Genomic DNA, 12,877 nt, shown 5'->3' with positions numbered 1-12,877 from the left:
CCCCCGCCCCGCCCGCGGGTCAGGCCTCCGGCTCCGCGGCCGCTTCGGCCGCTTCGGCCTCTTCGGCGTGCAGGCTCATCGGGCCGTAGATCTCGGTGGCGTCCTCGAACAGCCGCACCTGGTCGGTGCCGCCCTCCTTGAGGTCCTTCCAGTACTCACCGATCCAGGACTCGGCGTCCCCTTGCGTGGTGAACTCCTCGGGCTGCACCGCGGGCTGGACCTCCGTCCCGCCGGCCGTCTCGAACCGCCACGTCCATGCCGCCATGTACGCCTCCAAGATGTGAGCACATGCAGAGCGGAAGCCGGATCTTGGTCCGGCCTCCGACCGCAGCCTATGCGCTGAGCCGGGTGCGCCGTAGAAGGCCGGGGGGACGGGAGCGGGGGCCACCCGCGCCCCATAGGGGGTCTCGGGCGCGCACGTCGCCGGGCGACCGGGGAAAATCGGGGCGTGGACGTGACTCTGCTCGGCACCGGTGCCCCCGCGGGACTCCCCCGCCCCGACTGTCCCTGCGCGGCCTGTGCCGCGGCGCAGGGCACGAACGCGCGCGCGGCGACCGCGCTGCTGGTGGACGGGGCGCTGCTGCTCGACCTGACGCCCGGCGCCGCGTTCGCCGCCGCACGCGCCGGGCGCTCCCTGACCGGCGTCCGGCAGGTGCTGCTGTCGCACCCGCACGACGGGCCCGCCGTGGAGGTGCCGGCCGGGCTGCCGCAGCCGGGGCGGGTGCCGGACGGGCGGGAGCTGGCGCTGCTGACCGGGCACCGGGTGCGGGCGGTGGCGATGGACTCGCCGGGCACCGGGTACGCCGTGACCGGCCCGGACGGGCAGCGGCTCCTGTATCTGCCGCCGGGCGGGGCGCCGGCCGGTCTGGAGGAGCCCGCCGAGTCCTACGACCTGGTCGTCGCGGACGTCGTGGGGCGGCCGGACGCGCTGGCGAAGCTGCGGGTGGTGGGCGCCGCGGGGCCGACGACGGACGTCGTCGCCGTCCACCTGGACCACGACGTGCCGCCGGGCCGGGAGCTGGACCGGCGGCTCGCGGCGGCCGGAGCGCGGGCCGTGCCGGACGGGACGACGCTGGTGGTCGGCTCCTACGAGGACGTGCCCGACGTACCGCGGCGCACCCTCGTGCTGGGCGGGGCCCGGTCGGGCAAGTCGGTGGAGGCCGAGCGACGGCTGGAGGCCTTCCCCGACGTGCTCTACGTCGCGACCGGAGGCTCCCGCAACGGGGACACCGAGTGGGCGGCGCGGGTCTGCGCCCACCGGGAGCGGCGGCCGGGCTCGTGGCGCACCGTCGAGACGTGCGACCTGGCGCCGCTGCTGAAGGACGACGGGCCGGCGCTGCTCGTCGACTGCCTGTCGCTGTGGCTGACGGACGCGATGGACGCCGTCGGGGCGTGGGACGACGCGGAGTGGGCCGACGGCGGCGAACGGGCCCTCCGGGACCGGGTGCGGGAGCTGACGGAAGCGGTGCGCGCCACCCGCCGCACCCTCGTCGCGGTGTCGAACGAGGTGGGCTCGGGCATCGTGCCCGCCACCGCCTCGGGCCGCCGCTACCGGGACGAACTCGGGCGGCTCAACGCGGCGTTCGCGGCCGAGTGCGAGCAGGTGCTTCTGGTGGTCGCGGGCCAGGCGCTGGTGCTACGGGACTGAGGCGTCCTTGCGCGCGATGACGCGGTGCGTCCGTACGCCGGTGAGCACCGTGCAGCCCTGGGCCGCCAGTTCGACGCGCAGACCCGCCGGGTGCGAGGTGCCGGGCGGGAGGGCGAGCAGGCGGCGCGGGTCCGCCACGTCGACGAGCAGATGGCCGCCGGGGCGGAGCACGTGGAGGGCGGCGCGCAGTTCGGCGCGGGGGTCCGGGACGCGTTCCAGGTGGTGGAAGAGGCTGACGACGTCGTAGCGGGCGCGCAGCCGGGCCGCGATGTGCGGGTCCGTCAGGCGGCCGACGAACGCCTCCTCGACACGCTCGACCGCGCGGGCGCGCAGGACCCGGTGGGTGGGGTCCAGGCCGTCGAAGGAGGTGTACGGGAAGTACGTGCGCGCGGTGCGGGGGAAGTCGGCGTCGCCGGTGCCCACGTCGAGCCAGCTCTCGGGGTCGGGGCGGCGGCGGAGCATCGCGCGGGCGGCCAGGCCGTGTCTCAGGCGGACTCCGGCCCGGACCAGCGGGTGTTCGGGGCCGGGCGTGAACGGGGGGTTGCGGAAGACGTGCCGGCAGTCCAGGCAGCGTTCGAGGACGGACCGGCCGGGGCCGGCCCGGCGCGGGTCCTCGCGGCGCGGGCGGGCGCGCAGCCGCCGGGAGCCGCACCAGGGGCAGTCCGCGCGGTGCGGCCCGTACCGGGGCACCGGAGGCACCCGGGGGGCGGGAGGCGGTGCCGAGGGGGCGGGGGGTGCGGTCATGGGCGGCTCCCGACGCGAGACGAGGACACAGAGGACGGTGTACGACAATTCCCGCAAAACGTTACGTAGGTGATCGCGATCCGGGGCGCAACGACGCAGCTCGGGCGCGGTGCGCACGGGCCCGCCGTCGCGGCCACCCGGGGCCGGTACTGTTCGACGAATGAGCTCGCTGAATCTCGACGACTTCACCGATCTGATCGAGCGCCCCGACGGCGGGGTGCGCCGCGACGCCGAGGCGCGCCGGGAGCGTCAGGTCGTCCCGCCCGGATCGCTGGGCCGCCTGGACGACCTGGGCGAGTGGCTGGCCTCGGCGCAGTCCGCCGTACCGGTGCGGCCGGTCGAACGGCCCCGGGTGGTGCTCTTCGCCGGTGACCACAAGGTGGCCGAGCTGGGCGTCTCGGCGCGGCCCGCGGGCGGCGCCGGCGAGCTGGTGCGCGAGGTCATGGAGGGCGGCCGGCCCGTGTCCGTGCTCGCCCGGCGCCTCGGCGTGCCGGTGCGGGTCGTCGACATGGCCCTGGACTGCGAACCGGAGACGCTGCCGGCCGACGTCGTGCGGCACCGGGTGCGGCGCGGCGGCGGGCGCATCGACATCGAGGACGCGCTGACCCTGGAGGAGGCCGAGGCCGCCTTCCGGGCCGGGATGGCGGTGGCCGACGAGGAGGCCGACTCCGGCACGGATCTGGTGGTGCTCGGCGATGTGAGCGTGGGCGGGACCACCGCGGCGGGCGTGCTGGTCGCCGCGCTGTGCGGGACGGACGCGTCGGTCGTCACCGGGCGGGGCGGGCTGGCCATCGACGACCTGGCCTGGATGCGCAAGTGCGCGGCGATCCGCGACGCGCTGCGCCGCGCCCGGCCGGTGCTCGGGGACCAGTTGCAGCTGCTCGCGACCGTGGGCGGTGCCGACCTCGCCGCGATGACGGGCTTTCTGCTGCAGAGCGCGGTGCGGAAGATGCCGGTGATCCTGGACGGCGTCGTGACGGTCGCCTGCGCGCTGGTCGGGCAGCGGGTCGCCTTCCGGGCACCCGACTGGTGGCTGGCCTCCCACGACAGCGGGGAGCCGGGCCAGGCCAAGGCGCTGGACCGGATGGCCCTGGAGCCGCTGCTGTCCCAGGGCGTGACGGTGGGTGAGGGCGCGGGGGGCCTGCTGGCGCTGCCGCTGGTCCAGGCCGCGGCGGCGCTGGCGGCGGAGCTGCCGGAGGTCTCCGACGGCAAGGCACCCGTCGGCGCTCAGTGAACGGGCGCCACCGGCTCACCCGGCGTTGACGCCGGGCGGGGTGGGTCGCGCGGCCCGGCGCTGCGGGGTGCCGCCGCGCCCACCCGTGCCGCCCCAGCGGCACGACTGCCCGCAGCTACGCGGGGCGGAGAGCCGCGTACGGCGCGAAGGGACGTGTCGGGGGGTGTCCGCCCGCAGCGGTTGGCGCGTCAACGCCGGCACTTCCGCGGCCGACCGATTCCGCGCCGTTCCGAGGACGGACACCCCCCGGCACGGCCCGACCCACAACAAAACAGAACGCGCTACCCGCACCCCCACAAAACCCGCACAGGCCGCCGCAGGCATCAACGGCGGTCCGGAGCCGGGTCCGGGCGGCCGCCGACCCAGTCCTGGAAGGCGCGGCGGGGGCCGGACCAGCGGCGGTCGTGGTGGTAGGCGCGCAGGCGGGCCCTGGCACGGGCGCGCGGGCGGCGGCCGTAGAAGCGGCGGGCCCAGGGCGAGTCCGGGCGGGCCAGCCGGACCGCGCCGATCAGGGCGACGAGGGGGACGATCACCCCGAAGATCGCGAGGCGGGCCTTGCCCTTGGCCAGGGCGAGGAGGGAGAAGAAGAAGTTCCCCGCGACGGTCGCGATGACGTTGGCGCGGTCCTGCAACTCGTCCTCGGACATGCCGTCGACGCCGAACGGCGTGAATCCGGCGAGGACCAGTCCGACGAGGGCGGCGGTGACCGCCACGACCTCCACGCTCTGCCGGCCCGCCTCGGTCCAGTAGACGTCGTCGAGGTGCAGGATCAGCGCGAACTCGTCCAGGACGAGGCCCGCCCCGATACCGAAGACCACCGCCGCGAGGGCGGAGCCGAAACCGTGCCGGCCCCCCGCGACCGCGCCGAAGCCCCCGACGACGGTGAGGACGATCCCCGGGACGACGTGGTGGATGTGCACCCCGCCCGCCTCGACGTTGCCGAAAGGGCCCTTGCCGGCCCGGATGAGCCGGGTGACGACCCGGGTGATCACGAACGTCAGGACGAAGGCCGCCAGGGCGAGGAGCAGCGGCAGCTTGCCCGGTTCCATGATGTTGCGCTGCCACCAATCTCCCATACGCGAACTTTATCCCCGGGCCGCGCCGGTGCCCTGGTGACCGCCGGGTAGTCTGCGCCGGTGCTCAGGACCCCCTCCCCCGACGGCCTCCGTTTCGCCTTCGGCACCCTCACCGTGTTCCCGGTCAAGGTGACCCGCTGGGACCGGGAGGCGGCGCGCGGCGGCATGCTGTGCGCGCCGCTGGCCGGACTGGCCGTCGGCCTGGTCGCCGCGGCGGCCGGGCTCCTGCTGCTGCTCCTGGGCGCGGGAAGCCTGCTCGCGGCGGTCGCCACGGCCGCCGTACCCGCCGTGCTCACCCGCGGCCTGCACCTGGACGGACTGGCCGACACCGCGGACGGGCTCGGCAGCGGGAAGCCCGCCGAGGACGCGCTGCGGATCATGAAGCAGTCGGACATCGGGCCGTTCGGCGTACTCGCCCTCGTGTTCGTGCTGTTCGCCCAGGTGGCCGCGCTGGCCCAGGCCTACGACGGGTCCTGGGCGCGGGGCGCGCTCGCCGCCGTGGTCTCGGCGACCGCGGCCCGGCTGGCGCTCACGCTCGCCGCCCGGGCCGGGGTGCCCGCCGCCCGCCCGGAAGGGCTGGGCGCGGCGGTCGCCGGAGTGGTGCCGGCGGGTGGCGCGCCGGCGGTCACCGCCGTAGTCACGGCGGCCGGTGCGGCGGCGGGCGCGCTCCTCGGGCCGTACGACGCGGTCCGTACGGCGCTCGCCGTGCTGTGCGCCGTCGCCGTCGCCGAACTGCTGCTGCGGCACTGCGTCCGCCGCTTCGGCGGGGTCACCGGCGACGTCTTCGGCGGGGTCGCGGAGACGGCGGCCACCACCGCACTCGTGGTGCTGGTCCTCGGCTGAACGCGGGCTCAGCAGGCCTCGCGCCACACCCCCAGCTCGTACTTCTTCAGCATCGAACTCAGCCTCAGCTCACGGGACTCGGCGCAGAAGCGGTCGGTCGGCAGCTCGTACTCGACGTGGAAGACGGCCTTGTCCGCGTCGATGAACGGCTGGTTGTCGGCGCACTCGCCGTACTGGGCGCACTGTTCGTTGACCGCGAAGTCGAAGTCGTCCACCAGCTCGGGGATCTGGTCCAGGTCGTTCTTCAGGCCGACGGCCATGCCGCGGTCGTGGGCGAGCTTCGCGATCAGCCGGTTGTAGCGGAGCTGGTCGTCGGCGGTGAGCGGGAAACCGGTCTCGTTCTTGTAGCCGTCCATGTTGTCCGGCTCGACCGCGTCGAAGCCCTTCTCGCGGCACATGTCGATGCGCTCGGCCATCAGCGGCGCCAGGACGTCCGTCTCGCGGATGTCCAGCCAGCGTTCCCCCTCCCAGCCGTTGCCCTTGCCCAGCACCGACTTCGGGAACTTCTCCGCGTCGGGGCGGAAGTCCTCCCAGGCTCCGGTGGACAGGTAGCAGATGACCTTGCGGCCGTCGTCGTGCAGCGCGGCGACGGTGGACCTGGTGTGGTCGAACCCGTCTATGTCGTAGACCGGTACGTCGACAGACGTGTCGAGCTTGCCGCTGAGCTGCCACTGCCAGGCGGTGCCGGGCCGGGGCTGCCAGTGGTCGCCGGCTTCCGGCCCGTCGTCGGGGGACGATGAGCAGCCCGCGAGCAGCAGGAGAAGGGCTATCGACAGGACCGGGCGTCTCACGGGGCGTGCTCCATGGTGTGGGGTGGCGCGGTGGCGTACCCCAGGAATGATCTCCCATCCCGGGAACCGAGCGGGAAACCGCGGCCCGTGGGAAACCGCGGCCCCGCGGGAGGGAGCGGAGGCGGGCGCGAGCGTAGGCTCGTCCCGGGTGTTTGCCTGCCCAGGCGAAGACCGCATCGCAGGAGGGATCTAGGGTCGGTTGTCGGGCCCGGTCGACCCACCCGCATTCGGCCATACAAGACTTCATACGGAAGCGAGAATTCACCACCGTGACTGCTCTCACTCTCTCCACCGCCGCGGCGCCCGGCCTGCGGGCCGACGCGATCGTGATCGGTGTCGCCAAGAACGCCAAGGGCCCGGTCGTCGCACCGGGCGCGGAGGCCGTGGACAAGGCGTACGACGGCCGGCTCGCCGGCGTTCTGGAGACCCTCGGGGCCACCGGCGCCGAGGGCGAGGTGACGAAGCTGCCCGCTCCGTCCGGCTTCAAGGCGCCCGTCGTGGTGGCGGTGGGCCTCGGCGCCGAGCCCGAGAAGGACGCCGGTTTCGACGCCGAGGCACTGCGCAGGGCCGCCGGCGTGGCCGCCCGCGCCCTGGCCGGCGCCAAGAAGGCCGCCTTCGCCCTCCCGCTCACCGAGGCCGCCGACGCCGGCGCCGTCGGCGAGGGCGTGCTGCTCGGCGCGTACTCCTTCGACGCCTACAAGGAGTCGGGCAAGGACGCCGCCAAGGCCAAGAACGGCAAGGCCCCGCTGGCCGAGGCCGCGCTGCTCGGCGGCAAGCCCCGCGACAAGGCGTACAAGGCGGCGATCGAGCGTGCCGCGGCCGTCTCCGAGGAGCTGAACCGCGCCCGCGATCTGATCAACACCCCGCCGAACGACCTCGACCCCGAGGCGTTCGCGGCGGTCGCGCAGGCCGCCGCCAAGGAGCACGGCATCAAGGTGCAGGTGCTCGACGAGAAGGCGCTCACCAAGGGCGGCTACGGCGGCATCCTCGGCGTCGGCGCCGGCTCGGCCTCCGGTCCGCGCCTGGTGAAGCTGTCGTACACGTCGTCCAAGGCGACGAAGTCCCTCGCCTTCGTCGGCAAGGGCATCACCTACGACTCGGGCGGCATCTCGCTGAAGCCGGCCGGGCACAACGAGACGATGAAGTGCGACATGGCCGGTGCCGCCGCCGTGTTCGCCGCGGTCGTCGCCGCCGCGCGCCTCGGCCTGGAGGTCAACGTGACCGGCTGGCTGGCGCTGGCCGAGAACATGCCGTCGGGTTCCGCCACCCGCCCGGGCGACGTGCTGCGCATGTACAGCGGCAAGACCGTCGAGGTGCTCAACACCGACGCCGAGGGCCGGCTCGTGCTCGCCGACGCGCTGTGGGCGGCCTCGCAGGAGAAGCCGGACGCGATCATCGACGTGGCGACCCTCACCGGCGCGATGATGCTGGCGCTGGGCAGCCGGACGTACGGCGTCATGGCGAACGACGACGCGTTCCGCACCGCGGTGTACGAGGCGGCCGAGGAGGTCGGCGAGCCGGCGTGGCCGATGCCGCTGCCGGAGCACCTGCGCAAGGGCATGGACTCGGCGACCGCCGACATCGCCAACATGGGCGAGCGGATGGGCGGCGGCCTGGTGGCCGGCCTGTTCCTGCGCGAGTTCGTCGGCGAGGGCATCGCGTGGGCGCACCTGGACATCGCGGGCCCGGCGTTCAACGAGGGCGGGCCGTTCGGGTACACGCCCAAGGGCGGGACCGGGACGGCCGTGCGGACGCTGGTGCGGGTCGCCGAGCTGACGGCTGCGGGCGATCTGGGCTAGGGCCTGTCTGACAATTCACGTCGTCGCCCGAAGGGCGGCCTCGCGGCGTCAGGTGCGTGCTCTCGGCGTGCCGGGCGTAGAGCCTCGTACTGGATGTACTTGGCTCTGCGCCCGGTGCGGCGAGAGTGCGTGCATGGCGTCGCGAGGCAGGCGGGAATTGTCAGACAGGCCCAAGGGCGCCGGAGAGCTCGGGGGTGCGGGTGATTCGGCGGCTGCGCGTCCGTTGTGGCTGGTCGCGCAGTTCCCCGCGCCCCTGGCTGCGTCGTCCCGCCGTCGGTGATCGACTGGCCCGGCCGGTCGCGCCCACGCGGCGGAGCCGCAGATCAAACACAGCCCCGCGCCCCTGGCGGCACTGTCCCACCGTCCCTCGTCGAGTGAACGTGGGACGTCTCACACACCGGCCCCACGTCTCGTTGGTCCCCTACAAGTGCGAAGATGGGGCTCGGCAGGACAGGGCCCACCTCAAGGGCCGAGAACAAAGAGCGGCCGGACACCAGCCGCCGACCGGTCACTGGAGACCGGCGTGGCGCACATGCATGGAGGACGTGACGTGGCGAACGACGCCAGCACTGTTTTCGACCTAGTGATCCTCGGCGGCGGCAGCGGTGGTTACGCCGCGGCGCTGCGCGGGGCACAGCTGGGCCTGGACGTCGCCCTGATCGAGAAGGGCAAGGTCGGCGGTACCTGCCTGCACAACGGCTGCATCCCCACCAAGGCCCTGCTGCACGCGGGCGAGATCGCCGACCAGGCCCGCGAGAGCGAGCAGTTCGGTGTGAAGGCCACCTTCGAGGGCATCGACATGGCGGCCGTCCACAAGTACAAGGACGATGTGATCTCGGGCCTGTACAAGGGCCTCCAGGGTCTGATCGCCTCACGCAAGGTGACCTACATCGAGGGTGAGGGACGGCTGTCCTCGCCGACCTCCGTCGATGTGAACGGTCAGCGCGTCCAGGGCCGCCACGTCCTGCTGGCGACCGGCTCCGTGCCGAAGTCGCTGCCGGGCCTGAACATCGACGGCGACCGGATCATCTCCTCCGACCACGCCCTCAAGCTGGACCGCGTGCCGAAGTCCGCGATCGTCCTGGGCGGCGGCGTCATCGGCGTCGAGTTCGCCTCCGCGTGGAAGTCCTTCGGCACCGACGTCACGATCATCGAGGGCCTCAAGCACCTCGTGCCGGTCGAGGACGAGAACAGCTCCAAGCTGCTGGAGCGCGCCTTCCGCAAGCGGGGCATCAAGTTCAACCTGGGCACCTTCTTCGAGAAGGCCGAGTACACCCAGGACGGCGTCAAGGTCACCCTCGCCGACGGCAAGGAGTTCGAGGCCGAGGTGCTGCTCGTCGCCATCGGCCGCGGCCCGGTCTCGCAGGGCCTGGGCTACGAGGAGGCCGGGGTCGCGATGGACCGCGGCTACGTCCTGGTCGACGAGTACATGCGGACCAACGTCCCGACGATCTCCGCCGTCGGTGACCTCGTCCCCACCCTCCAGCTCGCGCACGTCGGCTTCGCCGAGGGCATGCTGGTGGCGGAGCGGCTCGCCGGCCTGAAGACCGTCCCGGTCGACTACGACGGTGTGCCGCGGGTGACGTACTGCCACCCGGAGGTCGCCTCCGTCGGCATCACCGAGGCCAAGGCCAAGGAGATCTACGGTGCGGACAAGGTCGTCGCCCTGAAGTACAACCTGGCGGGCAACGGCAAGAGCAAGATCCTGAAGACCGCGGGCGAGATCAAGCTCGTCCAGGTCAAGGACGGTGCCGTGGTCGGCGTCCACATGGTCGGCGACCGCATGGGCGAGCAGGTCGGCGAAGCCCAGCTGATCTACAACTGGGAGGCGCTGCCGGCCGAGGTGGCCCAGCTCGTCCACGCCCACCCGACGCAGAACGAGGCGCTCGGCGAGGCACACCTGGCGCTGGCCGGCAAGCCCCTGCACTCCCACGACTGACCTCCCTCGGTCATTGGGCGCGACGACACAGACTTCCGCAATTCGTAAGGAGCAACCGAAACCATGGCGGTTTCCGTAACCCTTCCGGCGCTCGGCGAGAGCGTCACCGAGGGCACCGTCACCCGTTGGCTGAAGGCCGAGGGTGAGCGCGTCGAGGCCGACGAGCCGTTGCTCGAGGTCTCGACCGACAAGGTCGACACCGAGATCCCGGCCCCCGCCTCCGGCGTGCTGTCCTCCATCAAGGTCGCCGAGGACGAGACCGTCGAGGTCGGCGCCGAGCTGGCGCTGATCGACGACGGCACCGGCGCACCGGCGGCCGAGGAGGCCCCGGCCGCCGAGCAGGCCCCGCAGGCCGAGCAGGTCGCCGAGCCGGCGCCCGAGCCCGCCCCGGCCGCTCCCTCCACCGAGCAGGCCGCCCCGGCGCCCGCTCCCACCACCGAGGCCGCGGCCGGCGGTGGCTCCGCCGAGGGCACCGACGTGGTGCTCCCGGCGCTCGGCGAGTCCGTCACCGAGGGCACCGTCACCCGTTGGCTGAAGTCGGTCGGCGACTCGGTCGAGGCCGACGAGCCGCTGCTGGAGGTGTCCACCGACAAGGTCGACACCGAGATCCCGGCGCCCGCCTCCGGCACCCTGCTGGAGATCGTGGTCGGCGAGGACGAGACCGCCGAGGTCGGCGCCAAGCTCGCCGTCATCGGCGAGGCGGGTGCCGCCCCGGCCCAGGAGGCCCCGGCCGCCCCCGCGCAGCCCGAGCCCGCCCAGGCCCCGGCCCCGCAGCAGGCCGCCCCGGCCCAGCAGGCTCCCGCCGCTGCGGCTCCGCAGGCCCCGTCGGCTCCGGCGCCGCAGCAGCAGACCGCCCCGGCACCCGACCCGGCTCCGGCCGCCCCGGCGCCCGCGCCGGCCCCGGCCGCCGCTCCGGCCGCCCCGGCCGCCGCCCAGCCGGTGGACGACGGCGCCTACGTCACCCCGCTGGTGCGCAAGCTCGCCACCGAGAACGGCGTCGACCTGTCCACGGTCAAGGGCACCGGCGTCGGTGGCCGTATCCGCAAGCAGGACGTCGTCGCCGCCGCCGAGGCAGCCAAGGCCGCCGCCCCGGCTCCGGCCGCCGCTGCCGCCGCCCCCGCGGCGAAGAAGGCCCCCGTTCTGGAGGCCTCCCCGCTGCGCGGCCAGACCGTCAAGATGCCGCGCATCCGCAAGGTCATCGGCGACAACATGGTGAAGGCGCTGCACGAGCAGGCCCAGCTGTCGTCGGTCGTCGAGGTCGACGTCACCCGCCTGATGAAGCTGCGCGCCCGCGCCAAGGACGCGTTCGCGGCGCGTGAGGGCGTCAAGCTCTCGCCGATGCCGTTCTTCGTCAAGGCCGCGGCCCAGGCGCTGAAGGCGCACGCGCCGATCAACGCCAAGATCAACGAGGCCGAGGGGACCATCACCTACTTCGACACCGAGAACGTCGGTATCGCGGTGGACTCCGAGAAGGGCCTGATGACCCCGGTCATCAAGAACGCCGGTGACCTCAACCTGGCCGGCATCGCCAAGGCGACCGCCGACCTGGCGGGCAAGGTGCGGGCCAGCAAGATCAGCCCGGACGAGCTGGCGGGCGCGACCTTCACCATCAGCAACACCGGTTCGCGCGGCGCGCTGTTCGACACGATCATCGTGCCGCCGGGCCAGGTCGCCATCCTCGGCATCGGCGCCACGGTCAAGCGCCCCGCCGTCATCGAGACGGAGGAGGGCACGGCCATCGGCGTCCGCGACATGACGTACCTGACCCTGTCCTACGACCACCGTCTGGTGGACGGCGCCGACGCCGCCCGCTACCTGACGGCGGTCAAGGCGATCCTGGAGGCGGGCGAGTTCGAGGTCGAGCTCGGCCTGTAACCCGCTGCCAGTGGACCTGTACGGTGCCCCCGCCCGGAGCTCTCCGGGCGGGGGCACCGTCGCGTTTCGGCGGCGGCACGCTGTGTAAGTCTCGTCTCACCTGCGTAAAAGCGCCCCCGTGCGCCCTTCCCGCCCGCCGCGACGGCCGTATTGTCTAACCGTCAAACGCCCCAAGGGTCCGAAGGGGACCCTCCCGAAGGAGCTCCCATGACCGCGCCCGTCGTCCACTCGCTGCGCGAACAGATCCGCGAGCACATCCTGGAAGGGATCATCAGCGGACGCTGGCAGCCGGGCGAGCGGATCGTGGAGCGCCGGATCGCCACCGAGCTGGAGGTCAGCCAGACCCCCGTACGGGAGGCGCTGCGCGAACTGGAGTCCCTGCGGCTGATCGAGTCGGCGCCGAACAAGGGCGTGCGGGTACGCAATCTGACCGCCGCCGACCTCGAGGAGAGCTATCCGGTCCGGGCCGGCCTGGAGGCGATCGCCGCGGAGCTGGCGGCGGATCGGCTCGCCGAGGACTGCTCGGCCCTCGAACCGCACGTCGCCGCGCTGTACGCGGCCGACCGGGTGTCCGACGGCACGGCCCAGGTGCGGCACACGGTCGGCTTCCACCGGGAGCTGGTGCGGGCCGCGGGTAACTCGGTGCTGCTGCACACGTGGGAGGGGCTGGGCATCGAGGTGTTCACGGCGCTGTCGATACGGTGGCTGGGCACGGTGCAGCAGTCGTACGCGGAGGAGCACGAGGAGCTGGTCGCGGCGTTCCGACGCCGCGACCCGCGCATCGCGGACCTGGTCAAGTCCCACGTCCTCGGCTGCGCCCCCCGCGCCTAGTTCCTCGCCCCCGCCGCCCCTTCCCTTCCCGACCCTGGGGGCTCCGCCCCCAGACCCCCGATTCGCGCGGTTCCCCGCGCCCCTTTCAGGGGCGCGG

At 73.6% G+C, this 12,877-nt stretch carries 11 protein-coding genes; 7 read left to right on the top strand and 4 right to left on the bottom strand.

What is annotated here, in order from left to right; all coding sequences use genetic code 11:
- Positions 1-19 precede the first annotated feature (19 nt).
- Complete coding sequence (locus ACFW48_RS37270; RefSeq protein ID WP_337303608.1) at positions 20-265, bottom strand: hypothetical protein; 246 nt, start codon at positions 263-265, stop codon at positions 20-22.
- Positions 266-448: 183 nt separating this feature from the next.
- Between ACFW48_RS37270 and ACFW48_RS37265 the strand changes: the two genes are divergently transcribed.
- A complete protein-coding gene (locus ACFW48_RS37265; protein ID WP_386322899.1) occupies positions 449-1,648 on the top strand; it encodes a bifunctional adenosylcobinamide kinase/adenosylcobinamide-phosphate guanylyltransferase in 1,200 nt (399 codons plus the stop codon).
- On the opposite strand, the gene ACFW48_RS37260 is transcribed toward ACFW48_RS37265, so the two are convergent.
- The gene (locus ACFW48_RS37260) at positions 1,637-2,392 is read right to left on the bottom strand and encodes a class I SAM-dependent methyltransferase (protein WP_386322897.1); all 756 of its coding nucleotides are present in this window, start codon (positions 2,390-2,392) and stop codon (positions 1,637-1,639) included. The two genes, ACFW48_RS37265 and ACFW48_RS37260, sit on opposite strands and share 12 nt — an antisense overlap.
- Before the next feature lie 160 nt (positions 2,393-2,552).
- Between ACFW48_RS37260 and cobT the strand changes: the two genes are divergently transcribed.
- Positions 2,553-3,626, top strand: coding sequence for a nicotinate-nucleotide--dimethylbenzimidazole phosphoribosyltransferase (gene cobT / locus ACFW48_RS37255; RefSeq protein ID WP_386322895.1), 1,074 nt, complete (start codon positions 2,553-2,555; stop codon positions 3,624-3,626).
- Between the two features lie 323 nt (positions 3,627-3,949).
- Here cobT and ACFW48_RS37250 read toward each other — a convergent pair whose 3' ends face one another.
- Positions 3,950-4,702 carry a hypothetical protein gene (locus ACFW48_RS37250; RefSeq protein WP_386322893.1) on the bottom strand — a complete coding sequence of 251 codons (753 nt, stop codon included), beginning with the start codon at positions 4,700-4,702 and terminating at the stop codon, positions 3,950-3,952.
- Positions 4,703-4,762: 60 nt separating this feature from the next.
- Between ACFW48_RS37250 and ACFW48_RS37245 the strand changes: the two genes are divergently transcribed.
- On the top strand, positions 4,763-5,545 hold the full coding sequence (locus ACFW48_RS37245) for an adenosylcobinamide-GDP ribazoletransferase (RefSeq protein ID WP_386322891.1): 783 nt from the start codon (positions 4,763-4,765) through the stop codon (positions 5,543-5,545).
- 8 nt (positions 5,546-5,553) lie between these two features.
- On the opposite strand, the gene ACFW48_RS37240 is transcribed toward ACFW48_RS37245, so the two are convergent.
- Entirely contained in the window at positions 5,554-6,336 is a 783-nt protein-coding gene (locus ACFW48_RS37240) for an endo alpha-1,4 polygalactosaminidase (RefSeq protein ID WP_386322890.1), read from the bottom strand.
- A 269-nt stretch (positions 6,337-6,605) separates the two neighbouring features.
- On the opposite strand from ACFW48_RS37240, the gene ACFW48_RS37235 reads away from it, so the two are divergent.
- From ACFW48_RS37235 to ACFW48_RS37220, 4 genes are all read left to right on the top strand, one after another.
- A complete protein-coding gene (locus ACFW48_RS37235) occupies positions 6,606-8,135 on the top strand; it encodes a leucyl aminopeptidase (protein ID WP_386322888.1) in 1,530 nt (509 codons plus the stop codon).
- 550 nt (positions 8,136-8,685) lie between these two features.
- Positions 8,686-10,074: a dihydrolipoyl dehydrogenase gene (gene lpdA, locus ACFW48_RS37230; RefSeq protein ID WP_386322886.1), complete on the top strand. Its 1,389-nt coding sequence runs from the start codon at positions 8,686-8,688 to the stop codon at positions 10,072-10,074.
- 63 nt (positions 10,075-10,137) lie between these two features.
- Positions 10,138-11,949 carry a 2-oxoglutarate dehydrogenase, E2 component, dihydrolipoamide succinyltransferase gene (gene sucB / locus ACFW48_RS37225; protein ID WP_386322884.1) on the top strand — a complete coding sequence of 604 codons (1,812 nt, stop codon included), beginning with the start codon at positions 10,138-10,140 and terminating at the stop codon, positions 11,947-11,949.
- Between the two features lie 207 nt (positions 11,950-12,156).
- On the top strand, positions 12,157-12,780 hold the full coding sequence (locus ACFW48_RS37220; protein WP_345636043.1) for a GntR family transcriptional regulator: 624 nt from the start codon (positions 12,157-12,159) through the stop codon (positions 12,778-12,780).
- Positions 12,781-12,877: the final 97 nt, after the last annotated feature.

Origin of the sequence: Streptomyces sp. NPDC058812, from assembly GCF_042744565.1 — a bacterium.
In the GTDB taxonomy this organism is placed as follows: Bacteria; Actinomycetota; Actinomycetes; order Streptomycetales; family Streptomycetaceae; genus Streptomyces; species Streptomyces thinghirensis.
The sequence above is the reverse complement of the archived record's forward strand: the minus strand, read 5'-3'. Positions and strand labels throughout refer to the sequence as shown.

Coding starts and splice junctions, on each gene's coding strand:
- cobT (WP_386322895.1), top strand. CDS start 2,553: ATGAGCTCGCTGAATCTCGACGACTTCACCGATCTGATCGAGCGCCCC.
- ACFW48_RS37220 (WP_345636043.1), top strand. CDS start 12,157: ATGACCGCGCCCGTCGTCCACTCGCTGCGCGAACAGATCCGCGAGCAC.
- ACFW48_RS37250 (WP_386322893.1), bottom strand. CDS start 4,702: ATGGGAGATTGGTGGCAGCGCAACATCATGGAACCGGGCAAGCTGCCG.
- ACFW48_RS37260 (WP_386322897.1), bottom strand. CDS start 2,392: ATGACCGCACCCCCCGCCCCCTCGGCACCGCCTCCCGCCCCCCGGGTG.
- sucB (WP_386322884.1), top strand. CDS start 10,138: ATGGCGGTTTCCGTAACCCTTCCGGCGCTCGGCGAGAGCGTCACCGAG.
- ACFW48_RS37270 (WP_337303608.1), bottom strand. CDS start 265: ATGGCGGCATGGACGTGGCGGTTCGAGACGGCCGGCGGGACGGAGGTC.